The 25143-nt window shown below is 70.1% G+C and carries 27 protein-coding genes and 1 pseudogene; 7 read left to right on the top strand and 21 right to left on the bottom strand.

The features are described from left to right. Nucleotides 1–30: 30 nt before the first annotated feature. The 15 genes and pseudogenes from HFL01S_RS18700 to HFL01S_RS18625 form a co-directional block, all read right to left on the bottom strand. The gene (locus HFL01S_RS18700; protein ID WP_157538946.1) at nucleotides 31–522 is read right to left on the bottom strand and encodes a hypothetical protein; all 492 of its coding nucleotides are present in this window, start codon (nucleotides 520–522) and stop codon (nucleotides 31–33) included. Between the two features lie 22 nt (nucleotides 523–544). Continuing rightward, on the bottom strand, nucleotides 545–1282 hold the full coding sequence (gene fabG / locus HFL01S_RS18695) for a 3-oxoacyl-ACP reductase FabG (protein ID WP_066261312.1): 738 nt from the start codon (nucleotides 1280–1282) through the stop codon (nucleotides 545–547). Continuing rightward, nucleotides 1279–1734: a hotdog family protein gene (locus HFL01S_RS18690; protein ID WP_066261310.1), complete on the bottom strand. Its 456-nt coding sequence runs from the start codon at nucleotides 1732–1734 to the stop codon at nucleotides 1279–1281. The genes fabG and HFL01S_RS18690 overlap by 4 nt, the downstream gene beginning before the upstream one ends. Then, nucleotides 1719–2525 carry a beta-ketoacyl synthase chain length factor gene (locus HFL01S_RS18685; RefSeq protein ID WP_066261309.1) on the bottom strand — a complete coding sequence of 269 codons (807 nt, stop codon included), beginning with the start codon at nucleotides 2523–2525 and terminating at the stop codon, nucleotides 1719–1721. The genes HFL01S_RS18690 and HFL01S_RS18685 overlap by 16 nt, the downstream gene beginning before the upstream one ends. Continuing rightward, nucleotides 2522–3712 (bottom strand): beta-ketoacyl-[acyl-carrier-protein] synthase family protein, encoded by a 1191-nt coding sequence (locus tag HFL01S_RS18680; RefSeq protein ID WP_066261308.1) that lies wholly within the window; start codon nucleotides 3710–3712, stop codon nucleotides 2522–2524. The genes HFL01S_RS18685 and HFL01S_RS18680 overlap by 4 nt, the downstream gene beginning before the upstream one ends. Before the next feature lie 25 nt (nucleotides 3713–3737). Continuing rightward, on the bottom strand, nucleotides 3738–4460 hold the full coding sequence (locus HFL01S_RS18675) for an SAM-dependent methyltransferase (protein WP_066261306.1): 723 nt from the start codon (nucleotides 4458–4460) through the stop codon (nucleotides 3738–3740). After that, on the bottom strand, nucleotides 4457–5257 hold the full coding sequence (locus HFL01S_RS18670) for a polysaccharide deacetylase family protein (RefSeq protein WP_066261303.1): 801 nt from the start codon (nucleotides 5255–5257) through the stop codon (nucleotides 4457–4459). The genes HFL01S_RS18675 and HFL01S_RS18670 overlap by 4 nt, the downstream gene beginning before the upstream one ends. After that, nucleotides 5254–5895 (bottom strand): hypothetical protein, encoded by a 642-nt coding sequence (locus HFL01S_RS18665; RefSeq protein ID WP_218008646.1) that lies wholly within the window; start codon nucleotides 5893–5895, stop codon nucleotides 5254–5256. Before HFL01S_RS18665 ends, HFL01S_RS18670 begins: the two co-directional genes overlap by 4 nt. Continuing rightward, entirely contained in the window at nucleotides 5892–8255 is a 2364-nt protein-coding gene (locus tag HFL01S_RS18660; protein WP_066261302.1) for an MMPL family transporter, read from the bottom strand. The genes HFL01S_RS18665 and HFL01S_RS18660 overlap by 4 nt, the downstream gene beginning before the upstream one ends. Further along, nucleotides 8252–8821: an outer membrane lipoprotein carrier protein LolA gene (locus HFL01S_RS18655; RefSeq protein WP_066261301.1), complete on the bottom strand. Its 570-nt coding sequence runs from the start codon at nucleotides 8819–8821 to the stop codon at nucleotides 8252–8254. Before HFL01S_RS18655 ends, HFL01S_RS18660 begins: the two co-directional genes overlap by 4 nt. Beyond that, nucleotides 8818–9738: a lysophospholipid acyltransferase family protein gene (locus HFL01S_RS18650; RefSeq protein WP_066261300.1), complete on the bottom strand. Its 921-nt coding sequence runs from the start codon at nucleotides 9736–9738 to the stop codon at nucleotides 8818–8820. The genes HFL01S_RS18655 and HFL01S_RS18650 overlap by 4 nt, the downstream gene beginning before the upstream one ends. Then, nucleotides 9735–11379 (bottom strand): annotated as a pseudogene (locus tag HFL01S_RS18640) (AMP-binding protein). The gene HFL01S_RS18650 and the pseudogene HFL01S_RS18640 overlap by 4 nt, the downstream one beginning before the upstream one ends. Beyond that, on the bottom strand, nucleotides 11376–11657 hold the full coding sequence (locus HFL01S_RS18635; protein ID WP_066261297.1) for a phosphopantetheine-binding protein: 282 nt from the start codon (nucleotides 11655–11657) through the stop codon (nucleotides 11376–11378). The pseudogene HFL01S_RS18640 and the gene HFL01S_RS18635 overlap by 4 nt, the downstream one beginning before the upstream one ends. Nucleotides 11658–11673: 16 nt before the next feature. Continuing rightward, nucleotides 11674–12933 carry a beta-ketoacyl-[acyl-carrier-protein] synthase family protein gene (locus HFL01S_RS18630; protein WP_066261295.1) on the bottom strand — a complete coding sequence of 420 codons (1260 nt, stop codon included), beginning with the start codon at nucleotides 12931–12933 and terminating at the stop codon, nucleotides 11674–11676. Beyond that, on the bottom strand, nucleotides 12930–13175 hold the full coding sequence (locus HFL01S_RS18625; RefSeq protein ID WP_066158342.1) for a phosphopantetheine-binding protein: 246 nt from the start codon (nucleotides 13173–13175) through the stop codon (nucleotides 12930–12932). The genes HFL01S_RS18630 and HFL01S_RS18625 overlap by 4 nt, the downstream gene beginning before the upstream one ends. Before the next feature lie 180 nt (nucleotides 13176–13355). On the opposite strand from HFL01S_RS18625, the gene HFL01S_RS18620 reads away from it, so the two are divergent. After that, nucleotides 13356–14039 carry a phosphatase PAP2 family protein gene (locus tag HFL01S_RS18620; protein ID WP_218008645.1) on the top strand — a complete coding sequence of 228 codons (684 nt, stop codon included), beginning with the start codon at nucleotides 13356–13358 and terminating at the stop codon, nucleotides 14037–14039. On the opposite strand, the gene HFL01S_RS18615 is transcribed toward HFL01S_RS18620, so the two are convergent. The 3 genes from HFL01S_RS18615 to HFL01S_RS18605 all read right to left on the bottom strand — a co-directional run bounded on the left by HFL01S_RS18615 (nucleotide 14029) and on the right by HFL01S_RS18605 (nucleotide 16099). Further along, nucleotides 14029–14724: a DUF599 domain-containing protein gene (locus HFL01S_RS18615; RefSeq protein ID WP_066261386.1), complete on the bottom strand. Its 696-nt coding sequence runs from the start codon at nucleotides 14722–14724 to the stop codon at nucleotides 14029–14031. The genes HFL01S_RS18620 and HFL01S_RS18615 overlap by 11 nt on opposite strands. Nucleotides 14725–14776: 52 nt before the next feature. Next, the gene (locus HFL01S_RS18610) at nucleotides 14777–15331 is read right to left on the bottom strand and encodes a flavodoxin family protein (protein WP_066261294.1); all 555 of its coding nucleotides are present in this window, start codon (nucleotides 15329–15331) and stop codon (nucleotides 14777–14779) included. A 66-nt stretch (nucleotides 15332–15397) separates the two neighbouring features. Continuing rightward, entirely contained in the window at nucleotides 15398–16099 is a 702-nt protein-coding gene (locus tag HFL01S_RS18605; protein WP_066261293.1) for a pirin family protein, read from the bottom strand. Nucleotides 16100–16246: 147 nt separating this feature from the next. On the opposite strand from HFL01S_RS18605, the gene HFL01S_RS18600 reads away from it, so the two are divergent. The 3 genes from HFL01S_RS18600 (at nucleotide 16247) to gluQRS (ending at nucleotide 19283) form a co-directional block, all read left to right on the top strand. Next, a complete protein-coding gene (locus HFL01S_RS18600) occupies nucleotides 16247–17197 on the top strand; it encodes a LysR family transcriptional regulator (protein WP_066261291.1) in 951 nt (316 codons plus the stop codon). A gap of 68 nt (nucleotides 17198–17265) precedes the next feature. Next, nucleotides 17266–18384, top strand: coding sequence for an NAD(P)/FAD-dependent oxidoreductase (locus tag HFL01S_RS18595; protein ID WP_157538945.1), 1119 nt, complete (start codon nucleotides 17266–17268; stop codon nucleotides 18382–18384). Nucleotides 18385–18392: 8 nt separating this feature from the next. Next, nucleotides 18393–19283: a tRNA glutamyl-Q(34) synthetase GluQRS gene (gene gluQRS / locus HFL01S_RS18590; protein WP_066261290.1), complete on the top strand. Its 891-nt coding sequence runs from the start codon at nucleotides 18393–18395 to the stop codon at nucleotides 19281–19283. Nucleotides 19284–19290: 7 nt separating this feature from the next. Here gluQRS and HFL01S_RS18585 read toward each other — a convergent pair whose 3' ends face one another. Further along, a complete protein-coding gene (locus HFL01S_RS18585; RefSeq protein WP_084383483.1) occupies nucleotides 19291–20448 on the bottom strand; it encodes an ABC transporter substrate-binding protein in 1158 nt (385 codons plus the stop codon). Between the two features lie 175 nt (nucleotides 20449–20623). Between HFL01S_RS18585 and trmB the strand changes: the two genes are divergently transcribed. Then, nucleotides 20624–21367: a tRNA (guanosine(46)-N7)-methyltransferase TrmB gene (trmB, locus tag HFL01S_RS18580; RefSeq protein ID WP_066261289.1), complete on the top strand. Its 744-nt coding sequence runs from the start codon at nucleotides 20624–20626 to the stop codon at nucleotides 21365–21367. On the opposite strand, the gene HFL01S_RS18575 is transcribed toward trmB, so the two are convergent. Beyond that, the gene (locus HFL01S_RS18575) at nucleotides 21321–22289 is read right to left on the bottom strand and encodes a LysR family transcriptional regulator (protein ID WP_084383482.1); all 969 of its coding nucleotides are present in this window, start codon (nucleotides 22287–22289) and stop codon (nucleotides 21321–21323) included. The genes trmB and HFL01S_RS18575 overlap by 47 nt on opposite strands. A 93-nt stretch (nucleotides 22290–22382) precedes the next feature. On the opposite strand from HFL01S_RS18575, the gene HFL01S_RS18570 reads away from it, so the two are divergent. Both HFL01S_RS18570 and HFL01S_RS18565 read left to right on the top strand, forming a co-directional pair. Continuing rightward, entirely contained in the window at nucleotides 22383–23792 is a 1410-nt protein-coding gene (locus HFL01S_RS18570; RefSeq protein ID WP_066261286.1) for a M20 family metallopeptidase, read from the top strand. A gap of 38 nt (nucleotides 23793–23830) precedes the next feature. Further along, nucleotides 23831–24814 (top strand): Bug family tripartite tricarboxylate transporter substrate binding protein, encoded by a 984-nt coding sequence (locus HFL01S_RS18565; RefSeq protein WP_066261284.1) that lies wholly within the window; start codon nucleotides 23831–23833, stop codon nucleotides 24812–24814. A 7-nt stretch (nucleotides 24815–24821) separates the two neighbouring features. Here HFL01S_RS18565 and HFL01S_RS18560 read toward each other — a convergent pair whose 3' ends face one another. Beyond that, nucleotides 24822–25058: a hypothetical protein gene (locus HFL01S_RS18560; protein WP_245644861.1), complete on the bottom strand. Its 237-nt coding sequence runs from the start codon at nucleotides 25056–25058 to the stop codon at nucleotides 24822–24824. Between the last annotated feature and the right edge of the window lie 85 nt (nucleotides 25059–25143).

Genomic DNA, 25143 nt, shown 5'->3' with positions numbered 1-25143 from the left:
CGGGCGCCCGCCGCTCAGCCCCTTAGCCCCTCAGCGCGCGCAGCCCACGCGCTCGACGCTGATCGCCCCCATCACCGACACGCCACGCCCGGCGTTGTCGCCGAACACCGAGGTGCCCGAGGTGGCCGACGAGATGTGGGCGTCGCAGTGCAGCTTGATGCGCAGCCCGCCGCCCACGTTGACCGCCGCGCGCAGGCAGTACCAGCCGTTGGGGTTGAGCAGCTCCATCTCGCTCTCGCCCAGCACGTTCACACCCGGCTCCACCACCACCAGCACCGGGAAATCGGTGACCTCGCGGTCTGCCACCGAGGAGCCGCGCCCCAGCACCCGCACCGCACCGGACACGGTGCGCAGCGGCGGTGTGTCGGTGAACGGGTGCTGGCTGCCCCAGGCCCGCATGCAGGCACGGGCGGCGCTCTGCACCGGATCGGCTTCCTGGGCGTGCGCGGGAGCGGTGCCCAGCAGGGCGTTCACGGAAAACACCCCGGCCATCATGCAGGCGCTCAAGAGACGGTTTTTCATGGCTGGGGCTCCTTGGAAGCGGTCAGATCATTGCGCCGTTGATGGAGATGACTTGTCCCGAGATGTATCCGGCCTGGTCCGAGGCCAGGAAGGCCACCAGGTGCGCCACCTCGGCCGGCTGGCCAACGCGCTGCATCGGCACCATGCGCTTGACGGCGTCGGCGTCGAACGCGCCTTCGATCATGCCGGTGGCGATCAGGCCGGGTGCGACCACGTTGACCGTCACGCCGCGGCTGGCCAGCTCCAGCGCCAGCGACTTGCTGGCCGCGTGCAGCGCGCCCTTGGCGGCCGAGTAGTTGACCTGCCCGCGGTTGCCCGCCACGGCCGCCACCGAGGACACGCTGACGATGCGGCCCCAGCGGGTGCGCATCATCGGCATGGTCAGCGGCTGGGTGACGTTGAAGAAGCCGTTGAGGGACACGTCCAGCACCCGGTCCCACTGCTCGCCGGTCATGCCGGGGAAGACGGCGTCGTCGTGGATGCCGGCGTTGTTGACCAGGATCTGGATCGGCGCGACCTCGACCAGCGCCTCCAGCGCCGCGGCGGTGGCGGCGCGGTCGGTGATGTCGAAGGCCACGGCCTCGGCGCTGCCACCGGCCGCGTTGATCTTTTCCACCAGGGCCTGGGCTTTTTCAAGGCCGCGGTTGGCGTGCACGATGACGTGGTGGCCGTCTGCTGCGAGGCGTTCGCAGATCGCGGCGCCGATGCCGCCGCTGCCACCGGTGACGAGGGCGCGGCGGCGTTTGCTGTCTGTGTTCATAGGGACTGGGCGTCGAGCACCACGGACGCACGGCCTTCGAGCAGGCAGCGTTCGCCGCAGTGGAGGGTGAACTGGTAGAGGATCAGGCGCGCATCGCCCGACAGGCGCTCGGCCGTGATGGTGAGCGGGCCGCCCACGTCGTCGAGGCGGTCGGTGTGCAGGCTCAGGCCGCGCACGCTGGTGAGGTAGCCCTGGGTGGGGGCCGCGTCGCTCGGTGCCAGCAGCGCGCCGTGCACCGCCATGGCCTGCGCCGCGTATTCGACGCCGATGGCCGCGCCCAGGCGGCCCGCGTCGCGCAGCGGATTCGCCGGGTCGGTGTGGCTGACCGCCTCGCAGACGATGCGCTGCTCGCTCCACTCGAGCATGCGGTCCAGCAGGCACATGCTGCCCTGGTGCGGGATGTGGGCCGCGATCCAACCGTGGTCCAGCGGCGCGCTCAGCACGGCCGCCACCCCACCCGCAGCTGCATGGGCGCGAGGTAGTCCAGGACCACCTCGCCGCCCTGCCCGGCCGCCACGCGGCGCAGCAGGGGCAGCGCGCGCATCGCGGGGATCGACGTGCGCAGCGCCTCCAGCGAGGCCCCGGGCATCGGCTCGGCGGCCTCGGTGGTCGACGCCACGGTGAGCGCGCCCAGTGCGCCATCAGCCTGCGGCGAGAGCAGCAGCGCCACCGCGCCGCAGTCGGGCGTGTCTCGCTTGGCGCGCAGCGGCTCGGGGTACTCGCTGTCGTAGGCGATCAGCAGCACCGGCTGGCCATCCACCGCCACCTGCGCCAGTGCGTCCAGCAGGCCGGCGCCGAAGCTGGCGTCGTAGGCGCCGATCACCTGGCACGGCGCCATCGCGCGAGTCGCGATGCCCCAGTAGCCAGCGGCCGCGTTGTGCACCGAGTTGTGGAAGCGCGTCGGCGAAATCTGGCGGTCTTCTCCGGCCAGCTGCTCGCACAGCGCGTGGCAGTTGTGACCGTCGGCACCCGAGGCGGAGAACACCGTCGCCAGCGTCGACGCGTCGGCGCCCGCCTGCTTCACCGCTTCCAGGCCCGCGCCCAGCGAGAGCTTGATGACGCGGCTGGCGCGGCGCCGCTCGGCCGGCGGCAGCAGCTCGGGCACGGGCAGCACGGTCGGGGCCGGCGTGTGGGCTTGTTCGCCGCGCAGCACGGCGGCGGCGCTGGCCCAGTCGGGCAGCCCGGGGGCGATCAGGCCGATGCCGGTGACGAAGGCTTGCAGCGGTTTCACGGCCGTGCTCATGGCGCGACTCCCAGAATGAGCGAGCAGTTGCTGCCACCGAAACCGAACGAGTTGCTCAGCGCGTGGCGCAGCGGCCGGTCCTCGCCCTGCAACTGGTAGCGGATCGGGATCGACGGGTCGAGCGCGCCGGTGCCCGGGCTGCCGGGCAGGCGGCCATCGGTCAGTGCCATGGCGCAGACCAGGGCCTCGATGGCGCCAGCAGCACCCAGGGCGTGGCCCATGTAGCCCTTGGTGGAATTGCCCGGCACGGTGTCGCCGAACAGCGCGGCCACGGCCTTGCCCTCGGCGGCGTCGTTGGCCGGCGTGGCGGTGCCGTGCAGGTTGATGTAGTCGATGTCGGTGGTCACAAGGCCGGACGAGCGCAGCGCGGCCTCCATCGCCAGCCGCGCGCCCAGGCCCTCGGGGTGCGGCGAAGACATGTGGTACGCATCGCTCGATTCGCCCACACCCAGCAGCATCACCGTGCCCGAAGCGGGCGATGCGCTGCGCTCCAGCAGCGCGAAGGCAGCGCCCTCGCCGATGGAGATGCCGTCGCGCGACGCGTCGTAGGGCCGGCAGGGGTTCTTCGACGTGAGCTGCAGCGAGGCGAAGCCGTAGAGCGTGGTCAGGCACAGCGTGTCGACCCCGCCGACGATGGCCGCGTCGATGGTGCCCAGCGCCAGCTGGCGCGCGGCGGCGGCGAACACCTTGGCGCTGGACGAGCAGGCGGTGGAGATCGCCATCGCCATGCCGGTGAGGCCGAAGTGGTCGCGCGTGAACTCGGCCAGCGAAAACGCGTTGTGCGTGGTGCGGTAGTGGAAGTCGTCGGGCAGCGCGCCGGTGGCAGGGTCGCGGCGGCGGTAGGCCAGCTCGGTCTGCAGGATGCCGGCGGTGCTGGTGCCCAGGAACACGCCCACGCGGTCGGCGCCGTAGCGCGCAGTGGCCTCGCGCACGCGGTCGCCGAAGCCGTCAGTCTCCAGGCCCATCAGGGTCAGGCGGTTGTTGCGGCAGTCGTAGCGCGACAGTGCGTCGGGCAGGCGCTGGTCGTCGACGCCGGCGACCTCGCCGATCCAGGTGTCGAGTTGCACCGTCTCGAAGGTGCATGGCGCCAGCGCCGAACGTTCGGCGCGCAGGGCCTCGCGGGTGGCGTCGATCCCGCGGCCGAGGCAGGTGGTGAGGGTGTAGGCGGAAAGCGCGAGCGGGGTCATGGGGCGCAGTGTAGGAAAACCGCCGTCAGCCGTGCTTGCGGCAAACCAGCATGACATTGGCAAAGGGCTTGCCTTCGCTCATCGGGGCCGACTGCACGGCGAACCCGACATCCGTCAGCAGCGTGGTCCAGTCGGCCAGCGAGCGGCAGTACAGCTGCGGCAGCCGGTGGCCGCGGGCGAAGGTGACCACGTGGTCGACCCAGTTGGAGATGTGGAACGGCAGGCCGGCGCTGGCGTCGCCGATGCGGGTCAGGAACAGGCCGCCGTCTGGCAGCGCGGCGTGGATGCGCTGGAGCACCTGGGTCTGCTGGGCGTGGTCGAAGTAGTGCAGCGCATCGAGGATGGTCACCACGTCGGCCTCGCCGAAATCGACCGCGTTCATGTCGCCCTGCTCCACCCGCACCACCGGGTGGTCGCGGCCGAAGGTGTGGGCTGCGCGGTCGACGTCGTTCTGCATCAGTTCGACGCCCCGCATGCTGCGGAACCGGGGCGGCGCCGGCCAGTCGGCCTGCCACTGCCCCGCTTCGTAGAGCTTGCGGGCGGCCAGCAGCCACGCAAAGAGGCTGCCCTGGCCGCAGCCCAGGTCCAGCAGGCGGCCACCCGCCGGCAGCAGCCCGCGCCGCAGCATCTCGCGAAAGATCGGGTCGGTGCCCAGTTTGCCGCGGGCGTAGTGGCGGGCGAACGGCCCCCCGGAACGGAAGCCCTTGGTGGCCTCATCCAGCAGCAGAGGAAAGAAGGTCTGGCTCATTGCAGGGATTGTTGCAGGGTCACCGGCCGCAGCCGCTGTGCCCTCAGGGTCTGCAGGAGTACCGGCAGGGTCGAGAGGATGACAGGCAGGCCGTCGGGCGTGAGCGCGGCGTGCCCGTCGTGCATCAGGAGGATGTCGCCCGCACCCAGGCCGCGGGTCAGCCGCTCCAGCACCCGCTCCGGCCGGCCGTCCCGCGTGTCGTAGGGGCGCCGCGTCCAGGCCGCCAGCCGCAGGTCCAGCGCCGCAAGGACCGGGTCCAGAAACGGGTTGCGCAGCCCCGCGGTGGGGCGAAAGAACAGCGGCGCCTGGCCGGTGATGTCGGCCAGCGTGGCCTGGGCGGCGGCGATGTCGGCGCGCATGCGGCCCGGGCCGAACAGCGAGAACGCGTTGGAGTGCGAATCGCCGTGGTTCTCCACCCGGTGGCCGCGCGCCACGATCTCGCGGCACAGCGCCGGGTGCAAACGGGCGCGCCAGCCGATGCAGAAAAAGGTGGCCTTGGCCCCCGCGGCATCCAGCAGGTCCAGCACCTGCGGCGTGACTTTTGGGTCGGGCCCGTCGTCGATGGTCAGCGCGACCTCGCCGCGCGCCTGGGCGGGGCCGGGCAGCTGGGTGAGGTTCGGCCCGAGCAAGGTAGTCCGCGGCAGCAGGCCGGCGGTGGTGATCACCGCGTGGTTGGCCGCCACCGCGCCCAGCACCCAGGGCCAGGACGAAGGGTCGACCACCGCGCCCACCGCCGCGCCAGCGTGCAGCGCGGCAGACGCCTTGAGAAAAGGGGAAGGCGACCAGCGTCTGCTCATGCCTGGGCGTCGAAGTGGCCGGCGTCCAGAAAGCGCTGCCACAGTGGCAGCCAGGCCGACCAGTCGTGGCCGCCCGGCAGCAGCTCGCAGCGCGGCAGTGGCAGGTGCTGCGCGAGCAGCGACATGCCGTCGGCGAACCGGTCCCGGTCGCCATAGCCCATGAACATCGGCACGGCCGGCGGGGGTGATTGCAGCCAGTGCCACAGGCGCACGTCCGGGTCGCTCATCTGCTCGTCGGTCGCCACCCAGTTCGCCAGGCCACCGGCACGCACGATGGCGTTGGTGGTGAGGCGCCCGCCCGCATAGGGCGCGAGCAGGCACAGGCCGTTCACCGCACCCACCTGCCCTGCCCAGCAGGACAGCGCCAGCTGCCCGCCACGCGAGATGCCGCCCAGCCATACGCGCCGGTAGGTTTTGCGCGCGGGGGCCAGCCACTCGTCCTCGAGCCGCCGCAGCGCGATCCGGTTGTCGGCGCCTTCGGCGTGCAGGTCGGGCGCCACCAGGTCCAGCGCCAGCCGGCGCTTGGCCAGCTCGTCGAACAGGCCGGCCTGCACCATGTGCTGCGGCGTCATCAGCGCCCCGGGCAGCATCAGCAGAAGGGTGTCGGACCCCTGGAGCAGGCGCTCGGTCGGGTTCACGGCGCGTGCCCTTGCGACGGGGCCACAGGGGTCTGGTACACCAGCACAGCGGAAAGCACCAGCGCCAGCAGCGCGCCGGGACCGACGGTGATGCCCACCGCCTGCAGCACCGGCACGCTCGAACTGGCGAGCGTGCCGAAGCCGATCACCGTGGTCAGGACCGCCACCCCCATCGACAGCAGGGTGGCCGGGTCCAGCGGTTCGCCGTCCACGGGGTGGTCGAGGAACAGCGCATAGTTGGAACCGACCGCAAAGATAAGCAGCAGGCCCACCAGGTGCAGCAGGTGCAGCCTGACGCCGGCGAGGTTCAGCATCACCATCACCAGGCCCACGGCGAGCGCCAGCGTGAACAGCACCCGGGCCAGCCGCAGCACCGAGCGCAGCGAGACCGCGAGCAGCAGCGAGATGGCCAGCACACCCATCAGGGACAACTCGACCGCCTCGTCGACATAGGTGGAATACAGGCCCTCGAACTCGGTCTTGAGGTCGACGAACAGAGCGCCGCTGCCCGCGAGCGCCTGCTCCACCGGCTGGGCCGGGATGGCGGCATCGGGGACGCCGGGCGCCGGGCGCAGCGGCAGCATCACGGTCCAGTGCCCGTCCTTGCCGTGGATCAGCAGGGAATCCACCGCCAGGGCCAGAGCGCTGCCGTCGAGATCGGCACGGGTCATCGGCCCGGCGGCGCGCGCCGCCTCGGTGTCGCTGATGAAGGGTTCGAGCCGCGCCGCGGACAGCGGGGCGTCCACCAGCGCCCGCTGCAGGCGCTCGCGCAGCACCTCGGCGGGCGGCAGGCTGGCCAGGCGCTGTTGCTGCAGCTGCGCGCTGGGCAGGAACCGGGCGGGCGAGTCGTAGCCGCCGATGACGCCCTGCTCCACCAGCGCGTCCAGCCGCTGCCCGGCCTTCTCGGCCGCCTGCAGGGCCGCTTCCTGGCTGTCGGCGCTGACCGTCACCAGGTAGCGCGCGTCGGGCGCCGCGAGGTCGGCGCGCATGCGCGCGTCGGCGTTCGCCTCGTCCGCGGTGACCGAGGACAGCGCCGACAGGTTGGCGCTCCAGAGGGCGTCGCGCTGGAGCCAGAGGTAGGCCGCCACGGCCACCGCCAGCCCCACCATCGCCCAGCGCAGGCGGTGTGCCTGGCCCAGCAGCGACATCCAGCGCCGCACCCAGACCTCGTGCGCCGGCACGCGCAGGCCGGGCCCGGTCAGCGAGGGCAGCACGAAGCGCGTGACCAGCGCCGCCGTGACGACGCCCGAGAGCGCGTACAGACCCAGCTGGGCCAGCCCCGGGAAGCCGGAAAACAGCAGCGCGCCGAAGCCGATGGCGGTCGTCATCACGCCCAGCCGGATGGTCGGCCAGAACACCCGGCGCCACTGGTCCACACCCTGGTGGCCAGCCTGAACGAAGTAGTAGATGGCGTAGTCCACCGCCTCGCCGATCAGCGCCGAGCCGAAGCCCACCGTGACCCCGAACACCGTGCCGTGCACCAGGCTGACCATGGCGATGCCGGCCAGCGTGCCGCTGAGCACCGGGATCAGGCCCAGGGCCAACAGCTTGAACGAGCGGTAGACCCAGAACAGCACCAGCCAGATCGCGATCGAACTCATCAGCGAGAGGCGCTTGGCCTCGCTCTTGATGGTCTCGCGCGCCTGCACCGCGAACTGGCCTGGGCCGGACAGCGCCATGGTCAGTGCGGTGTGACCGGTCGACGCGCGCGCCTGCTCGAAGGCGGCATGCACCTTGTCGATGGCCAGCGCCTGGCCATCGGTGTCCGAACCGAGCACCCGCGTCTGCAGCAGCAGCATGGCGCGCGCGCCGTCGCGCGAGGCCCAGACGCCCGCGCGCATCTGGGGCTGGGCGCCGGGGTTGAGCTGGCCCAGGATGGACAGCACCTCGCCGGTCGGGTCGCGCGCCAGGTAGGGCTTGAGCAGCATGCCTGCGGGCGAGGAAAGCAGGTCGATGGTGTCGCCCACCGCGGCCCGCAGGCCGTCTTCGGAGAAGCGCTCGGGCGCCACCGAGGGACTCAGCGCGTAACGGTGCGCCAGCAGGCGGTCCCGTTCGCCCTCCAGCCCACCGGCCTCGCCGTTCTGGACCGAGAGGAAGTCCGGGTCGGCCGCCAGCGCCTGGCGCAGCGCCCGCGACACCGCCGCCCGCTGCTTGTCGTCGCCGCCCTCGACCGACACCATCAGCAGGCGCGAAACCGACCCGTCCTGCAACTGCTCCACCAGGGCGCGCTGCTCGGCGCTGGGGTTGGAGGGCAGGAAGAACGACATGTCGGCCGTGAACCGGCTGTTCCACACCACGGCCAGGCCTGCCAGCATGAACGCCAGCCAGACCAGAAAAACCCGGATCGCCGCGGACTTCACGGCGCCTCGATCGGGTCGATGCTGATTTCCGAGCGGTCGCCGTCGGCCTGCAGGTACTCGATGTGCCGCACCTGGTTCCTGCTGCCGCTGACCGTGATGCGCTTGAGCAGCGCCAGGATGGTCTCGTCCCTGGGCACCAGGGTCAGCACCCAGCGCTGGCTCTCACCCTCCAGCGCGAGCGCGTAGTCCTGCTCCAGCGCCTTGCGGTTGCCCGACAGCGTGCTGCGAATGCTCTCGACGAAGGCCTGGGCCTCCGGGCGGTTGGCCAGGTGGATGGTGAACTTGCGCTTGTCGCGCTCCAGGCTGAGCGTGTCCTTGTCCAGCACCATGGTCTCGGGTTTGGGCAGCAGGGTGCGTTTTTCCAGCCGGTCCGGCGGGCTGAACACCATCTCGCCGCTGGCACGCACCGGCTTGTCCAGCAGCGCCACGTGGCGCGTCTCGACGAAACGCGCGCGCCCGCCCTTCTGCGTGGCCAGATCGGTCATCAGCTGGTCGATGTCGAAAGCGGCCTGGGCACTGGTCCATAGACCCAGGCCCAGCAGGGCCAGCACAAAACGTCGCATCATTTTTTCTGCCAGAAATCGAAGAAGTTGAACCAGTTGTAGGGGGCCTTGTGGCACAGATCGGCCAGGCTGTCGGCGTAGCGCTGCACGGCCTCGCGGATCGCGGCGTCGCGGCCGCTGCGTTCGACCTTGGAAAAGTCGGCCAGTTCGACGAAGTGCAGCTCGTAGCGGTTGCCGCCCAGATAGAGGCCGGCCATCAGGAACACCGGCCGGCGGAGCATCGCCGCCATGCGCCAGGGCCCCAGCGGGAAGGCAGCGGGGGAACCCAGGAACTCGACCTCGTGCGTGGCGTCATCGCCCAGCGAACGGTCGGCCAGCATGCCCACCAGATACCCCTGATCGAGCTTGTCGCGCGCCTCCAGCATCGACTCCATCTGCCCCAGGGAAATGATATCTTGCATCGCCTTGGGGTTGATCGCGGCCAGCGTGGCGTTGATTTTTCGGGCGTTCTGCTCGTACATCATCATCGCGACCTTGAGCCCCTCCTTGCCCCGCCCCATGGCGCGCAGCACCTCGAAACTGCCCAGGTGGGCGCCGACCAGCAGCGCCCCGGGCTGGCTGCGCACCGACTCGATCAGCGCCTCGCCACCGTGGACCTGGATGTCGAACACATCGAAGCGGTCGTTGAGCAGGTAGATGCGGTCGTGGATGGTGCTGGCGAAGCTGAACACGTGCCGGAAGCCGTCGCGCCAGAGCGCCCAGCGGCCCAGCACCCGGCGCAGGTAGGCCCGGCTGGCACGGCGGGCGGCGGGCGCGAAAAGCACGAAGTACGCCGCCACGCCATGCAGCACGACGCGGCCGATGCCCCGACCGAAGGTCAGCGAGATCCAGACCATCAGGCGCAAGATCGCCAGGTTGCTGCGCTCCTGGCGCCGCATCCACTCGGGCTGGGCGCTGTCCGTGGGGTCGGGGAGGCTCATGGTGCAGGTGGCAACAAACCGCCGGACGCCACCTCGCGGTCGCCACAGTGCACCGAAAAGGCAAGACCGCCCCGCGCACCCTCGCGCAGCGCAAAAACCAGCTCATCGTCCGGGCCGCAGGGGCTGAGGAACTTCACCTGCGTGACCTGCCAGCCCGACAGCGGACCGCCCCGCAGCTGCTGGGCCATCTGCGCCACACGGTCGAGCAGCACAACCCCCGGCACGATGGGATGGCCGGGGAAATGCCCCGCGAACGCCGGGTGGTCGGCAGGCACCCGCCAGGTCTGCTCAATCGGGGTCATGGTGCCCCCCCGACCCCACATGCCGGCGGTACAGCTCCTGCAGCGTCGAGCGCATGAGCTTGCCGGTGCTGTTGCGCGGCAGGGCGTCGACGAACACCAGGGGTCGCGGCAGGAACACGCGGTCAATGCGCTGGCGCAGCGCCGACTGCAAGGTCCGCGACGACACACCAGGCGCGACGACAAAGGCGGTGAGCCGGGTGATGCCATCGGCGGACTGGTCCGCCTCGTCGGGCAGGAAGAAGGCCCCCTCCTGCACCCCCTCGATGGCGCACAGCTGGTGGTTGAGGTAGGCCAGCGAGCTGCGCTTGCCCGCGATGTTGACCAGATCGGCGTGGCGTCCATGCAGCAGGAAGCGCCCTCCGTCCTGCAACTCGATGATGTCCGACAGCGGCACGACGCCTTCCACATGGCCCTCGCAGGCGCTGGTGGTGTCGGCGTCCTGCACCAGGCGCACGCCGGGCAGCAACTGCCAGACGGCGCCGTCGGTGGTGCGGCGGGTGGCCAGCTGGCCCGATTCGGTCGATCCGTAGATCTCGTGCACGGGCGCGCCGCTGTGCGCTTCGACCCGGGCCGCCAGTTCGGTGCCCAGGGGCGCGGTCGCCGACAGGCAGATGTCCAGGGCCGGCCAGTCCAGATCGGAGGTCAGCAAGGTACCCAGGTGGTATGGCGTGGTCACCAGCATGCGCGGCTGCGGTACGGCGGCCAGCGCGTCGACCACGTCCTGCGGAAAGAACGGCTTGCCGCTCCAGAAGCTGCACCCACCGTGCAGCGCCAGCAGGAAGGTCGACTCAAAGCCATAGCTGTGCTGCACCGGCACCGTGCCGACCAGCACGTGCGGCGTGCGGTCCAGCCCGAGCGCCACCGCTTCGGCGCGGCCGTTCTGCACCAGACGGCCCCAGGTCTTGGCGTGCGGCTGCGGCAGGCCGGTGGACCCGGAGGTGAACAGGATCGCGACCACACGGCCCTCGTCGATCTCGGGGACACGGTCCACCGACACCCGGGTCAAGGCAGCGAGATCCGGAAAAGGCAGGCTCGGAAGCCCCGCCACGTCGAACGGCCCGTCGACCACGGCGAAACAGCCGGGATGGTCCTGCGCCAGGCGCTGCAGCGTCTCGGCCGAATGGGATGACGGCTGCAGGCTGACCTTGCCAGTCAGCAGGCAGGCCGCGAACAGCACCGCGAAGTGGTAGCGGTCTTCGCAAAGGTTCAGCACACCGGTGCCGGCGGGCAGCAGCGCCGCCACGGCCTGGGCATCCGCCAGGAACTCGCGCACCCGGACCGGCCCGGAAGGACGCCAGGCCAGGACATCGTCCAGCCCGTGACCGGTGATCGGCTTCACTTGGTGCGCTGGCTCGCGATGTGTTCCGAGAGGGAGCGCAGCGAGGCGAAGATCTTGACGTTGTTCTCGTTGTCCGACTTGAGCTGGAAGCCGTACTGCTTGGAAATAACCAGCGAGATCTCCAGCATGTCGATGGAGTCCAGCCCCAGGCCTTCGCCGTAGAGCGGATCGTCGGGCTGGATGTCTTCGGGCTTCACGTCGAGGTTGAGCGCCTCGACGATCAAGGCGGCGACCTCGGCCATGAGGTCGTTCAGGGGAATCTGTGGGGCTTGGGACATGATCGGTCTCGGTGAATCAGGGGGCGGGTGCGGCGCGGAGCGCCAGCACGGCGTTGCTGCCGCCGAAGGCAAAGGAGTTGGACAGCGCAGCCCTGAGCGGCACGCCTTCGCGCCCTTCGAACACGTGGTCCACCCCTCCACAGGCGGGATCCAGCCGCCCCTGGAGGTGGGCCGTCGGGGGAATCGCTCCTTCGCGCAGCGCCAGCACGGTGGCCAGGGCCTCGATGGCGCCAGCAGCGCCCATCAGGTGGCCGTGCATGGACTTGGTGGCACTGACCGCCAGGCGCGGGGCCCGGTCGCCGAACACCTGGCGCAGGGCCGTGATTTCAACCGGATCGCCCTCGACCGTCGCGGTGCCATGGGCGTTGACATAACCGACCTCTTCCACGCCGAGCCCGCCGTCGGCCAGCGCAGCGCGCAGGGCCCGCGCCTGGCCATCGGCCTCTGGGCGCACCAGGTGGCTGCGGTCGCAGCTGGAGCCGTAACCGACGATCTCGGCGTGGATGCGGGCGCCCCGGGCCACCGCATGGTCCCAGTCCTCCAGCACCATGGCGGTGCCACCCTCGCCCAGCACAAGGCCGGCGCGATCGGCCGAGAAGGGCCTGCAGGCCCTGTAGGCGGTGTCCTCTGTGGCCGGCGCCACCAGGCGCATGGCCTCCCAGGCCTTGGCGACGCCATAGGCCTGCGTGGCGTCGGAACCTCCGGTGATCGCCACGGACGCCTCGCCGTCGCGCACGCGGCGGAAGGCCTCGCCGATCGCCACGGTGGAGGACGCACAGGCGGCCGTGTGACTTGTGCTGACACCGCCCAGACCGAGCTGGATCGACAGATGGGCGTTGACGGCGTTGTTCATGCCCATGACCACCGACAGGGGCGACAGTCGCTCACGCCCGTTCTGCCACAGATCGCGGTAGCCCTTCTCGAAGGCCAGGATCCCGCCGAGGGCGGTGCCCCAGATGCAGGCCCAGTTCTCGCGCTCGGCCGGATCGGCGGCCTGGCGCTCCAGACCGGCATCCCGCCAGGCGTCGAAGGCGGAGGCCACGCCGAGGTGGGCAAACCGTTCCATCATGCCGGCCAGGGGCTTGCCCAGGGCGGCGCCCGCGTCGAAGTCGCTGCAGGTGACAAAGGGCATGTTCAGAGGACGGGGCTTGTCCTCGGTCCGCAGCAGGCGCACGGCCGAACGGCCTGCGAGCAGGTGGGCGAAGAAGGCATCGACGCCGTCTCCGTACGGGCTGACCATGCCAAGGCCCGTGATGGCGACTCGGCGGCGGGTCATGGTCGGCCGGTCTTGGCAGCCTGCAGCGAATCGATCAGGGTCACCATGTCGCCCACCGTCTTGGGGGGCGGCACATTGGAATCGATCGAGATGCCCAGGCGGTCCTCCGCCTCGAACATCAATTCGGCCAGCATCAGCGAGTCCACACCGATGTCCGCCAGGCGCGCCTCATGGACGACCAGTTGCGGATCGGCACCCAGTCGCTCGTGAAGGAATTGACGGATCAGTTCGGTCGATTGCATGACATACATTTCATGGCTGGCCAGTGGCCTGACACCGGCGCCGGACGCGGTACCCAGAAGGGCCGCAGGGCCAGCACGAAACCCGGCGCAGACCGCCGAACGTCTCATTTTTGGAAGCCTTCGATTGTACAGCCCGCACTTCCGGGGACCCGGTCCCCTCGCCCTGACATGATCCCCTCGATGGAGACCCTGCCACCGGCCGCCGAGGGCTGGTGGTCGCGGGTGTGGCAACGCATCTGCTTTCAGACCTGGCTCAAGGCGATCGGCACCAGCGCCTTCATGTTCCTCTTCTTCCGCGCCTACTTCGCGCTGCTGGAGAACCCGCAAGCCAACCCCACGGTCATGCCCGAGATCTGGCTGGACCACTGGGTGCAGTTCACCCCCTCGGCGTTTCCGGTGTACCTCTCGCTCTGGGTCTACGTGTCGCTTGCACCGGCCCTGATCGGCAACCTCCGGGCCCTGATCTGGTTCGGTGTCTGGGTCGCCGCGCTGTGCCTGAGCGGCCTGGCCATCTTCTGGGCCTGGCCCACGCAGACGCCAGTGTTCGACGTCGACTGGACGCTGTACCCGGGTCTGGCCCTGATCAAGGGCGTGGACGCCGCGGGCAACGCCTGCCCGTCGCTGCATGTGGCCTCAGCGGTCTTCAGCGCCTGCTGGCTGCACCGCATCCTGCGCCAGCTCCGGACACCGGTGTGGGTGCTGTGGCTGTCCGCGCTGCATTGCGTGGCCATCGCCTGGTCGACCATGGCCACCCTGCAGCACGTGGCGCTCGACGTGCTGGGTGGTGCCGTGCTGGGGTTGCTGTTCTCGGCAGCGTCCCTGGCCCACATCCGGGACACGACCCCGCGCCCCCTCAGTCCCTGAGGACTTTGAGCACTTCGGAGTGGAACTCGCGGCTGTAGAGGATGGCCACCACGGCCCCGGTGCCCAGCACCATGGCCAGCGGTGAGATGAACCAGGCCAGCGCCGCGAACGAGAAGTAGTAGGCGCGCAGGCCGTCGTTGAAGGTTTCGGCAGCAGCACCGACCATAGCCGCTGCACGGTCGGCGTACTCCAGGGCATCGAACTTGCCAGACTTGAAGTCAGACGGCGGCGGCATGGCTCCGATCACCAGCGCCACGAAGGTGTACTGCCGCATGCACCAGGAAAAACGGAAGAAGGCGTAGACGAAGATGCTCACCAGCACGAGGATCTTGAACTCGAAGACGATCAGCGGCGTCGCCTGCGCGAACGGGATCTCGCTCATCAGCTCGGTCGCCTTGTCGGTGGTGCCCAGCAGTGCGAACAGACCACCGATGACCAGAATGGACGTGGACGAGAAGAACGCAGGCGTGTTGGAGAGGGTCTGCGTGATCAGGCCGTCGAGCATGCGCGGGTCGCGCATCGCCGCCTGCTTCATCCAGTAGCCCCGGTAGCGGTTGGTGGTGATCAGCAGCGAGGACCGGCGCTGCCCGAGCACCTTGGCGAACCAGGCGTACCCCACCCACAAGGAAAAAAAGCAGACCAGCGCCAGCCAGTCTGCCCAGGGGAGGATCGAGAAGATTTTCATGGCGGGGATGGTAAGGCCCATCCCGGCCACGGACACAGGTGCAGACCCGTGGTCAGCCTTTGAATTTCGCGGCCACAGACGCCACCCGCTCACCAAACAGGCGGGCCGTCTCCAGATCGCCCGGCAGCATGTCGGCGGCGCCGGCATCGGACGGCGACTGGGCGATGGCGCCGCTGTAGCTCACCAGGTAGTTCACGTCGTTGCGCTGTGCGCCCTTGGTGTTGCTGGGCATCAGGCCCTGGCTGACCCAGATCATCCCGTGCTGCATGGCCAGGGTGAACAGGGTGTTGAGCGTCTGCAGCTTGTCGCCGTTCATGCCGGCGCTGTTGGTGAAGCCTGCGGCCACCTTGTCCTTCCACTTCTGGGCGAACCAGGCCTTGCTGGAAGCGTCGGCGAACTTCTTGAACTGCCAGCTCACCGAGCCCATGTAGGTCGGCGAGCCGAAGATGATCGCGTCGGCAGCGTCCAGTGTTTCCCAGCCGCCCTCGGGCAGGTTGCCTTCGGCGTCGATCGCCAGCAGCTCCGCGTCAGCGCCCTGGGCCACCGACTGCGCCATGCGCTGGGTGTGACCGTAACCCGAGTGATAGACCACGACAACTTTTGCCATTTGTGACTCCTGAGTGAATGCGCCGGGGCGCGGGATGGTGAAAACAGACGGAGGGCCAGCCCCTGCTCACTGTGACAGATCGAACACCAGCACCTCGGCGTCGTCGCCATGTTCGAGCACGATGCGCTCCTCCTGGGCCAGCAGCGCGGCGTCACCACCCTGCAGGCGCTGGCCATTGACATCGAGCGCGCCACGGACGAGGTGCACATAGGCCTTGCGCGACGGGTCGATGGCCAGCTCGGCGCGCTGCTCGCCGTCGAACAGCCCGGCGTGCAGCGAGGCGTCGGCGTGGATGGTGACCGAACCCTGCGCGCCATCGGGCGACGCCACCAGGCGCAGCCGGCCGCTCTTCTCCGCTTCATCGAAGGCCTTCTGTTCGTAGCCCGGCTCGATGCCGCGCAGGGAGGGCTCGATCCAGATCTGCAGGAAGTGCGTCTCGCTGTTCGGCGCATGGTTGAACTCGCTGTGCATCACGCCGGTGCCGGCGCTCATGCGCTGCACCTCGCCCGGCGGGATGCCCTTGACGTTGCCCATGCTGTCCTTGTGGGCCAGGTTGCCCTGCAGCACGTAGCTGATGATTTCCATGTCGCGGTGACCGTGGGTGCCGAAACCCATGCCCGGTGCGATGCGGTCTTCGTTGATCACGCGCAGGTTGCCCCAGCCCATCCAGGCCGGGTCGTGGTAGCCCGCGAAAGAAAAGGAGTGGTGGCTCTTGAGCCAGCCGTGGTCGGCATAACCACGGTCCTGGGAGCGGCGGATCTTCATCATGTGGGTCTCCTGCTGGCGCCGGCAAAGGGCCGGCGTGGAAGTCATTGTGGGCGCCGTACCCGCCCTGCGGGCCGCAGGAAATTGATGGCACCATTCAATCCAGTTGAATGAAAATGCCGGCATAGCCCCTTTCCTGATGGTGACTTCATGGCCTCCACCACCCCCCGTTCTGCCCTGTCTCCGGAAAACCTGGGCCTGCTTGAGGCGGTCGCGCGGCTGGGCAGCATGGCCGCGGCGGCCCGAGAGCTGGGCATGGTGCCCAGCGCCCTGACCTATCGGGTGCGGCAGATCGAGGACGCGCTGGACGTGCTGCTGTTCGACCGCAGTGCGCGCCGCGCCCAGCTGACCCCCGCCGGGGCCGAGCTGCTGCGGTCGGGCCAGTACCTGCTGGACGAGCTCGATGCGGTGGCCCAGCGCGTCAAGCGGGTCGCCACCGGGTGGGAACCGCAACTCACCATCGCCGCCGACGCCATCATTTCCCACGCCACGCAGTTCGAACTGTGCGAGGCCTTCTACGCCACCGGTGCGCCCACGCGGCTGAAGCTGCGCGCGGAAACGCTCTCGGGCACCATGGAGGCACTGCAAAGCGGCCAAGCCGATCTGGCGCTGGGGGTGTTCGCCGACATCTCGCTGCCCGAGATCCAGACCGCGCCGCTGGGGCCACTGCGGTTCGTCTACGCCGTGGCGCCGCACCACCCACTGGCCGCCGTGGAGCACCCGCTGTGCGACGACGACCTGCGCCACCACCGCGCGGTGGCCGTGGCCGACAGCACCGTGCGCGGCGCTGGCCAGACCCACAACCTGCTGCCCGGCCAGGAGGTGCTCACGGTGCCGACCATGCGGCACAAGCTGGAGGCGCAACTGCGCGGCATGGGCGGCGGCTTCCTGCCCCAGCCGCTGGCACAGCCCTACATCACCGCCGGGCTGCTGGTGGTCAAGACCATGGCGCAACGGCCCAACCACACGATCCGCCTGGCCTACGCCTGGCGCCGCCCGCGCTCCGCAGCCGACACCGGCCAGGCCCTGCGCTGGTGGCTTGACCAGTTGCAGCACCCGACGACCCGCACCGCCCTGCTGGAAAACCACCACGTGGGTTGAGGCGCCGCAAGCCTGCAACCGCATCCGCACTGCTACAGTGCTCTCATCCCAACCCAATGCGCCACACCATGAACAACAAGAAGGCTCCCAGCAAACGCAAGACCTCCACCCAGGCCTCCAAGGTGACCGAGCCGCTGCACTTTGCAGTGATCGGCGCGGGCATGGCCGGCGTGGCATGTGCGCGAACGCTGCTGCAGGCTGGCCACCGCGTCTCGGTGTTCGAAAAGAGCCGCGGCTTCGGCGGCCGCATGTCGACCCGTCGCACCGAGTTCGGCGGCTTCGACCACGGCGCCCAGTACTTCACGGTGCGGGACAGCCGCTTTGCCCGCGCGCTGCTGACCGCGCAGGCCCAGGTGCGCCCCTGGAGCGTGAGCACGGTGCGCGTGCTCGACGCCTTTGGCCATGTGCTGGCCAGCGCGCCGCCGCCCACCGAACCCCACTTTGTCGCCGTGCCGGGCATGAGCGGCCTGGTGCACCACTGGGCCCAGCCCCTGGCCCAGCCCGAGCTGCACGGTCACCTGCCAGCCCGCACCTTCACCGGCACCCGCGTGCACCACATCGAGCGCGATGCGCTGCGCCCTGAACAATGGCAGCTGCGGGCCGAAGACGCCGATGGTGGCCAGATGGTGATCGGTGGTTTCGACCGCGTGCTGCTGGCCGTGCCGCACATGCAGGCGCACGACCTGCTGCAGTCCTCCGGCCTGGCCCCTGACCTGCGCCGTGCGCTCACCGAGGTGCAGGTGGCGCCCTGCTGGACGCTGATGGTGGCCTATCCCAACGCGATGCAGCCTGGCCTGGCCCACCTGGGTCCGCAGTGGAACGCCGCGCGCAGCACCCACCACCGTATCAGCTGGCTCGCCCGAGAGAACAGCAAACCCGGGCGCGAGCGCATCGAGCGCTGGACCGTCCAGGCCAGCCCGGCCTGGTCCTACAAGCACCTGGAAGACGATGCCGAACGCGTCAAGGCCAAGCTGCTCAAGGGCTTTGCCGAGATCACGGGCATCCGCGCCACACCGCCCCACGCCGTCGTTCACCGCTGGCGCTACGCGCAGACCCAGACCCCGCTGGGCCGGTCGCACCTGTTCGATCCGGCGCTGGGCATCGGCCTGTGCGGCGACTGGTGTCTGGGCCACCGGGTCGAAGACGCCTTCGTGTCCGGGCTGGAACTTGCGCTCGCGGTGATCTGACATCTCCCGTGGCAGCCGGCTACCGCGGACGTTTCGCCCCGTCTCCCACCGGCCCGCTGCACGCGGGTTCCCTGGTCGCGGCGCTGGCCAGCTGGCTGGATGCGCGGGCGCACGGCGGGGTGTGGCTGGTGCGCATCGAAGACGTGGACACGCCGCGCTGCGTGCCCGGAGCCGACCAGATCATCCTTGAGCAGCTGGCCACCTGCGGCCTGGTGTCCGACGAACCTGTGTGCTGGCAATCCACGCGCGGCGCCCACTACCAGGCGGCGCTGGACCGGTTGATCGCGCAGGCCGATGCCTACCCCTGCGCCTGCTCGCGCAAGGACATCGAAACCGCCCTGCAAGCCGCCGGGCGGCACCGCGAACGCCACCATACAGCGGTCTACCCCGGCACCTGCCGGCCCGAGCGCGGCGGTCTGCAGGGCAAGGCGGCTCGCGCCTGGCGGCTGCAGGTCGACCTCGGTGAGATGCACTGGCAGGACCGGCGCCTGGGCCCCCAGCAGCAGGATGTGGCCGCCGAGGTGGGCGACTTCGTGCTGCGCCGCGCCGATGGCCTCTGGGCCTACCAGCTGGCGGTCGTGGTCGACGATGCCGCACAGGGCATCACCCAAGTGGTGCGCGGCGAAGACCTGACCGACAACACGCCGCGCCAGATCCTCCTGCAGAGAGCCCTTGGCCTGCCCACACCGTCGTACCTGCACACCCCACTGGTGCGGGACGCGCACGGAGAGAAGCTGAGCAAACAGAACGGGGCGCAGGCGCTGGATCTGGGCGATCCGCTCGCGGCGCTTCAGGCGGCGGCCGCGGTGCTGGGCCTGCCAGCTGCGGCCGGCGCGCTGCACGAGGCGCTGGCCCGCTGGACCCGCGCCTGGCCCTGGCGCAGCCCAGCTGGCGGCTGACGCGGGATCAGGTCCGGACCTTGCCGTCCCCGGTCAGCATCGAGAGCTCGACAAACGACGATGCCACGTGGTCTTTCGGACTGAGGGAAACCGCATAGCCCTCGAACGAGGTGTCGCCAATCGCCTCCAGTCCGCTGATCAGGCCGTCGCGACCCGGACGGCCGCCCGCGCGCCGCAGGCCCTCGGTCACCAGACGCGCCGCCAGGAAGCCCTCCAGGCTGGAGAAGTTGGCCTGCACCTTGTTGCCGCCCTCGGCGATGGCGTCACGGAACTCGCGGGTGATGGGCTTGGCGGTACTGAACGGATTGGGCACCACCTGCGACACCACAACCCCGGCCCCATCCTTGCCCAGCTCGTCGGCCAGCGCCTGCGTGCCCACGAAAGACACGTTGTAGAAGCTGCCACCGAAGCCAGCCTTGCGCGCGGCGCGGATGTACGCGGCGCAGGACTTGTAGGCACTGATCTGCACCACGGCCTGCGGATTGGCGGCGTTGATGGTGGCCACCGCCGCCGCCACGTCCACGCTGTTGCGCTCGACCGTTCCGGTAGCCACTGGCTTGAGCCCGCGGCTGGCCAGCGCCAGCAAGGTGCCGTCCAGACCCGCCTTGCCGTAGGCATCGTTCTGGTGGAACACCGCGACCCGGGTCAGCCCGAGGTTGACCAGGTTCTTGACGATCAGCTCGGTCTCGTCGTTGTACGAGGCGCGCAGGTGAAAGGCCATGCGGTTGAGCGGCTGACGCAGCGACATCGCGCCGGTGAACGGGGCGATGAACGGCATCTCGGCCTTGGTCGCCAGCGGCAGCGCCGCCACACTGGTGGGCGTGCCGATGTAGCCGAACAGCGCGAACACCTCCTTGTCCAGCAGCTTCCGGGTGTTCTCGGCGCAGCGGTCCGGCTCGTAACCGTCGTCCATCTGCTCGATCTCGATCCGGGCCCGGCCTGAGCCCTGGGCGTTGTACTGGTCAAAAAACAGCTTGGCGCCCGCGTGGAACTGGATGCCCAGCTGGGCGGCTGCGCCGGTGAAGGCGGCCGACTGGCCCAGCACGATGCGGTTGGACGACTGGGCCCGCAGCGCGGGCACCGCGAGGGTGGCGGCGCCGGCGATGCCGCCGGCAAAAGCGCGGCGGGTCAGGCCGCGGCGGATGGAAGGAATGTGGTGTGTCATGAAATCCCAACGAAGATGCCGCAAATGCTACCCATGGCCCACATCTTGTGAAGCAACTTTCGCACGCTTGATGGGACCGCCTATCGAATGCGGTGGTAGGGCACATGCTTTTTCAGTACAGCCCCGCACCTACAATCACTGGCCCCGGGCGATCCAAGGCCTGCGGCAGCCTCACATGTCCGACGATTCCACTCCCCACTCCCCTGATGACGCCCAGCCGGGCATCCCGTCCAAGCCCTTCATGCGCGTGGTCAAGAGCTACGTGCTGCGCACGGGCCGCGTGGGCCCGGGCCAGCAGCGCGCCTATGAGCAGTTCGGTCCGCGTTTCCTGCTGAACTACGACGCATCCACCCCGCTGGACCCGGTGGCAGCCTTTGGCCGGCCTGCGCCGCTGATCATGGAAATCGGTTTCGGCATGGGCGGCGCCACGGCGCAGATCGCCCAGGTGCGGCCGCAGGACAACTTCCTGTGCTGCGAGGTGCACGAGCCCGGCGTTGGCGCCCTGCTCAAGCTCTGCGGAGAACAGGGCATCGAGAACATCCGCATCTTCCGCCATGACGCGGTCGAGGTGCTGGACCACATGCTGCCCGAGCAGAGCCTGGACGGCGTGCACATCTTCTTCCCCGACCCCTGGCACAAGAGCCGCCACCACAAGCGCCGCCTGATCCAGGGGCCGTTCGTAAACCGCCTGGCGCGCCACCTCAGACCCGGCGGCTACCTGCACTTGGCCACCGACTGGCAGCCCTACGCCGAGCAGATGCTGGCCGTGCTGAGCGCCGAACCGCTGCTGCAGAACACCGCGGTGGCGGGCAGTGACGGCTACGTGCCCAAGCCCGACTACCGCCCGCTGACCAAGTTCGAGAACCGCGGCCTCAAACTCGGCCACGGCGTCTGGGACCTGGTGTTCCGGCGGGCCTGACCTTCCCAGCCTCAGCCCCACCGATCCCGGCCAAAGCCTCGGCCGCCAGGTCCAGAAACGCCTGCGCCACCCCACCGGGTGCGCGCCCGTCCCCCACCAGCAACTGCACCCGCCGCTGCTCGAACGCTGGCGCCGCCACCGGCAAGGCCACGAGCGAGCCGCGTTCGAGCGCGTGCATGACGCTCATGCGGCTGCCCAGCATCACCAGAGAGCCCTGCTCCACCAGCGATATCAGCGACGGCAGGTTGCCGGTGCAGGCCACCTCGTAGCGCGTGCCTGCAAGAGCGCAGGCGCCGTCGAGCACCTGGCGCACGGTGCTGCTGCCTTCGGGCAGCGCCAGCGGCTGCGCCACCAGGTCGGCCACCGACAGCGTCGAACGACGGGCCAGCGGGTGGCCTGCGGCGCACACTGCCACGATGGGCGACGGTGCGCTCGCCACCACGCGCAGCCCTTCGACCGGCCGGGTCGCGAAACGCAACCCCACCGCCACTTCGCCGCGCTGCAGCCACTGGTCCACCTGCTGCGCATCGCCCACGCGCAGGAACTGCCGCGCCCCCGGCCACTGGTTGCGAAAGCGCCCCATGAGCTGCGGCATGAAGGCGGTGGTGAAACCCTCGGTGCAGGCCAGGTGCAGGCGCTGCGCCGCCGCCGGCCCCAGGCCCTGCACCTGGCGCTGCACCTCTTCCGATTCGCGCTGCACCGCCGTCAGCCAGGCCAGCAGGCGCTCGCCCGCCTCGGTCAGCGCCATGCCGCGCGCCTGCCGCTGGAACAGCGCACAGCCCATGGCCGCCTCCATCAGCGCCACCTGCCGGCTCACGGCCGAGGGCGCCACGTGCAGTGCCAGGCTGGCGTCGGTGATGGACCGCGCCTCGGCCACTGCCAGGAAGTGGCGGGCCATGGTGGAGAGAAAAGGACTGTTCATGAAGGTGCCGACGCGCTGCGTTGCCTTTGGGTGAAAGCTGCGATCTGAATTCTGTCATTGTGAAAGCAAAGGCTCGTCAATACACTTTTTTGCATGACAACCACCACCCTTGATTCGCTTCACCGCTCGCTGGACCAGCACCTGGATTCGGGCCGCTTCCTGGCCGAACTCAGCCGCCGCGTGGCCCTGGCCACCGAGAGCGACGCCGGCGGCACCCCGCCGCTGGCGCTGGGCGAGTACCTGGAGGCCGAGATCGCGGCCAGCCTGCGGCCGGCCGGTTTCGAGTGCACCACCTTCACCAACCCCGACCCGCGCGGCGGCCCGCTGCTGGTGGCGCGGCGCGTCGAAGACCCGGCCCTGCCCACGGTGCTCACCTACGGCCACGGCGACGTGGTCAGCGGGCAGGAAGGTCGCTGGTCCGCCGGTCGTTCGCCCTGGCGGCTGAGCGATGAGAACGGCCGCTGGTACGGCCGTGGCACCGCCGACAACAAGGGCCAGCACACGGTCAACCTCTCCGCCCTGCTGCACACGCTGCGCGCGCGCGGCGGGCGGCTGGGCTACAACGTGACGGTGCTGATGGAGACCGGCGAAGAAGCCGGCTCGCCCGGCCTGGCCGCGTTCTGCGAGCAGCAACGGGAACTGCTTCAGGCCGACCTGTTCCTGGCCTGCGACGGCCCGCGCGTCGCGGCCGACCGGCCCACCCTGTTCCTCGGCTCGCGCGGCGCGGTCAACTTCACGCTCAGCCTGCAGGCGCGCGAGCGCGGCGCCCACTCGGGCAACTGGGGCGGCGTGCTGTCCAACCCGGCCACGGTGCTGGCCCACGCCTGGGCCAGCCTGGTCGACGCGCAGGGCCGCATCCGCGTGCCCGAGCTGCGCCCACACGGCGTGTCGGCCGACATCCGCGAAGCGCTGGACGGTGTGCCGGTCGGCGGCGCGCCCGACGACCCGGTGCCCACGCCCGGCTGGGGCGAGCCGGGCCTGAGCGCCATCGAGCGCCTGGTGGCCTGGAACACGCTGGAGATCCTGGCCTTCGGCGCTGGTGCGCCGCAGCGCCCGGTCAACGCCATCCCGGCCGCGGCCACGCTGGCCGGCCAGCTGCGCTTCGTGGTCGGCACCCCTTGGGAAGACCTGGCCGCCATCCTGCGCCGTCACCTGGACGCCGCCGGCTTTGCCGAGGTCGAGGTCCGCATCGACGCGTCTGCCCCCGCCACGCGGCTGCCGCTGGACAACCCCTGGGTGGGCTGGGCGCGCCAGACGCTCTCGCGCAGCGCCGGCCAGCCGGTGGCCGTGCTGCCCAACCTGGCCGGCACCCTGCCCAACCACCTGTTCGCCCACACCCTGGGCCTGCCCACGCTCTGGGTGCCGCACTCGCACCCCGCCTGCGCCCAGCACGCGCCCGACGAGCACATGCTCGCCAGCGTCGCGCGCGAAGGCCTGCACCTGATGGGCGACTTGTACTGGGCCCTGGGCGAACCCGACGTGCCCTGGTTCGCGCGCCCCTGATCCGCTTTCTTCTTCAAAACCACCCCACGGAGCCCGCCATGTCGCACCCCACCCGCCGCACTGCCCTGCTGGCCGCCGCCACTGCCGCCAGCGGCCTCGCTTTCCCTTTGGCGTTCGCGCAGGTCTGGCCTTCGCGGCCCATCAAGCTCATCGTGCCCTTCCCGGCTGGCGGCGGCACCGACATCGTCGCCCGCCTGCTGGCCGAGCGGCTGGGCCAGGCCCTGGGCCAGAGCGTGGTGGTGGACAACCGGCCTGGCGCGGGCACCGCCATCGGCGCCGCGGCCGTGGCTGGCGCGGCGGCCGACGGCCACACCCTGCTGTTCTCGGGCTCGACCACGTTCACCGTCAACCCGGCCGTGCGCCGCAACCTCGGCTACGACCCGTTCAAGCAGCTGCAGCTGCTGGGCCTGGTAGCGCGCGCGCCACTGGTGGTGGTGACGGCCGCGAACGGCCCCTACGCCGACCTGCCCCAGCTGCTGGCGGCCGCGAAGGACAAGCCTGGTGAGTTGAACTACGCCACCTTCGGCGCCGGCACCGGCCCGCACCTGGTCGGCGAGATGCTCGCTTACACGCGCAGCGCTCGGATGACAGCCGTGCCCTACAAGGGCAGCGCCGACGCGCTGGTCGGCATCCTGCGCGGCGACGTGCAGATGGGGGTGGACACCCTGGCCTCGGCCAAGGGCCAGATCGACCAGGGCAAGCTGCGCGCGCTGGCGGTGATCAGCGAGCAGCGCACGCCGCTGATGCCGCAGGTGCCCTCGCTGGGCGAACTGGGCCTGGGCTATGCGCTGTTCGACGCCTGGTATGCGATGGCCGCCCCGGCCGGCCTGGATCCGGCGGTGGCCAGCCGGCTGGAAAAGGTGCTGGCCGCGATCGCGGTCGATGCGGACTTCCGCCAGAAGCTGGCGCAGCAGTCCATGGACGGGGCCTGGCTGGCGCCCGCCGCGCTCAGGGGCCTGATGGACCGGGAGGTGACCCGCTACCGCGCGGCGGTCGCGCGCTCGGGCATTCCCCAGAGCTGAGCGGCGCTCAGTCCTCGGCGGCTTCCTCTTCGTCGTCCAGCACGGCGTCGGCCCCGGCGCCGATGATCTTTCCGCCGATGCGGGCCGTGCCCACAGCGGCATCGACCGCGAGGCCGGCCACGCCGACCACCGCCGAAGCCGCGACATCGGCCACCGCGATCACCGCACAGCCACCCATCAGGGGCACCGACAGCAGCAGCGCGCCCAGCAGGCGCCAGCGGCGGGCGGAGAGTTCAGAACGCAAGGGCGGCACAGCAATCATCGCGGCGGAGTCTGGATGGGAAGGCGCAGAGAATACCCGCTTATCCCGCCCACCGCCCCCATGGCCC

The organism is Hydrogenophaga flava NBRC 102514, assembly GCF_001571145.1.
GTDB lineage: Bacteria > Pseudomonadota > Gammaproteobacteria > Burkholderiales > Burkholderiaceae_C > Hydrogenophaga > Hydrogenophaga flava.
Note: the sequence above shows the minus strand (reverse complement) of the source record. Positions and strands in the feature narration are given on the sequence as shown.

Excerpts from the sequence above, each read along its gene's own strand:
- HFL01S_RS18700 (WP_157538946.1), bottom strand. The coding sequence starts at position 522 with ATGAAAAACCGTCTCTTGAGCGCCTGCATGATGGCCGGGGTGTTTTCC.
- fabG (WP_066261312.1), bottom strand. The coding sequence starts at position 1,282 with ATGAACACAGACAGCAAACGCCGCCGCGCCCTCGTCACCGGTGGCAGC.
- HFL01S_RS18685 (WP_066261309.1), bottom strand. The coding sequence starts at position 2,525 with ATGAGCACGGCCGTGAAACCGCTGCAAGCCTTCGTCACCGGCATCGGC.
- HFL01S_RS18680 (WP_066261308.1), bottom strand. The coding sequence starts at position 3,712 with ATGACCCCGCTCGCGCTTTCCGCCTACACCCTCACCACCTGCCTCGGC.
- HFL01S_RS18675 (WP_066261306.1), bottom strand. The coding sequence starts at position 4,460 with ATGAGCCAGACCTTCTTTCCTCTGCTGCTGGATGAGGCCACCAAGGGC.
- HFL01S_RS18670 (WP_066261303.1), bottom strand. The coding sequence starts at position 5,257 with ATGAGCAGACGCTGGTCGCCTTCCCCTTTTCTCAAGGCGTCTGCCGCG.
- HFL01S_RS18655 (WP_066261301.1), bottom strand. The coding sequence starts at position 8,821 with ATGATGCGACGTTTTGTGCTGGCCCTGCTGGGCCTGGGTCTATGGACC.
- HFL01S_RS18650 (WP_066261300.1), bottom strand. The coding sequence starts at position 9,738 with ATGAGCCTCCCCGACCCCACGGACAGCGCCCAGCCCGAGTGGATGCGG.
- HFL01S_RS18635 (WP_066261297.1), bottom strand. The coding sequence starts at position 11,657 with ATGTCCCAAGCCCCACAGATTCCCCTGAACGACCTCATGGCCGAGGTC.
- HFL01S_RS18630 (WP_066261295.1), bottom strand. The coding sequence starts at position 12,933 with ATGACCCGCCGCCGAGTCGCCATCACGGGCCTTGGCATGGTCAGCCCG.
- HFL01S_RS18625 (WP_066158342.1), bottom strand. The coding sequence starts at position 13,175 with ATGCAATCGACCGAACTGATCCGTCAATTCCTTCACGAGCGACTGGGT.
- HFL01S_RS18620 (WP_218008645.1), top strand. The coding sequence starts at position 13,356 with ATGGAGACCCTGCCACCGGCCGCCGAGGGCTGGTGGTCGCGGGTGTGG.
- HFL01S_RS18615 (WP_066261386.1), bottom strand. The coding sequence starts at position 14,724 with ATGAAAATCTTCTCGATCCTCCCCTGGGCAGACTGGCTGGCGCTGGTC.
- HFL01S_RS18610 (WP_066261294.1), bottom strand. The coding sequence starts at position 15,331 with ATGGCAAAAGTTGTCGTGGTCTATCACTCGGGTTACGGTCACACCCAG.
- HFL01S_RS18605 (WP_066261293.1), bottom strand. The coding sequence starts at position 16,099 with ATGATGAAGATCCGCCGCTCCCAGGACCGTGGTTATGCCGACCACGGC.
- HFL01S_RS18600 (WP_066261291.1), top strand. The coding sequence starts at position 16,247 with ATGGCCTCCACCACCCCCCGTTCTGCCCTGTCTCCGGAAAACCTGGGC.
- HFL01S_RS18595 (WP_157538945.1), top strand. The coding sequence starts at position 17,266 with ATGAACAACAAGAAGGCTCCCAGCAAACGCAAGACCTCCACCCAGGCC.
- HFL01S_RS18585 (WP_084383483.1), bottom strand. The coding sequence starts at position 20,448 with ATGACACACCACATTCCTTCCATCCGCCGCGGCCTGACCCGCCGCGCT.
- trmB (WP_066261289.1), top strand. The coding sequence starts at position 20,624 with ATGTCCGACGATTCCACTCCCCACTCCCCTGATGACGCCCAGCCGGGC.
- HFL01S_RS18575 (WP_084383482.1), bottom strand. The coding sequence starts at position 22,289 with ATGAACAGTCCTTTTCTCTCCACCATGGCCCGCCACTTCCTGGCAGTG.
- HFL01S_RS18570 (WP_066261286.1), top strand. The coding sequence starts at position 22,383 with ATGACAACCACCACCCTTGATTCGCTTCACCGCTCGCTGGACCAGCAC.
- HFL01S_RS18565 (WP_066261284.1), top strand. The coding sequence starts at position 23,831 with ATGTCGCACCCCACCCGCCGCACTGCCCTGCTGGCCGCCGCCACTGCC.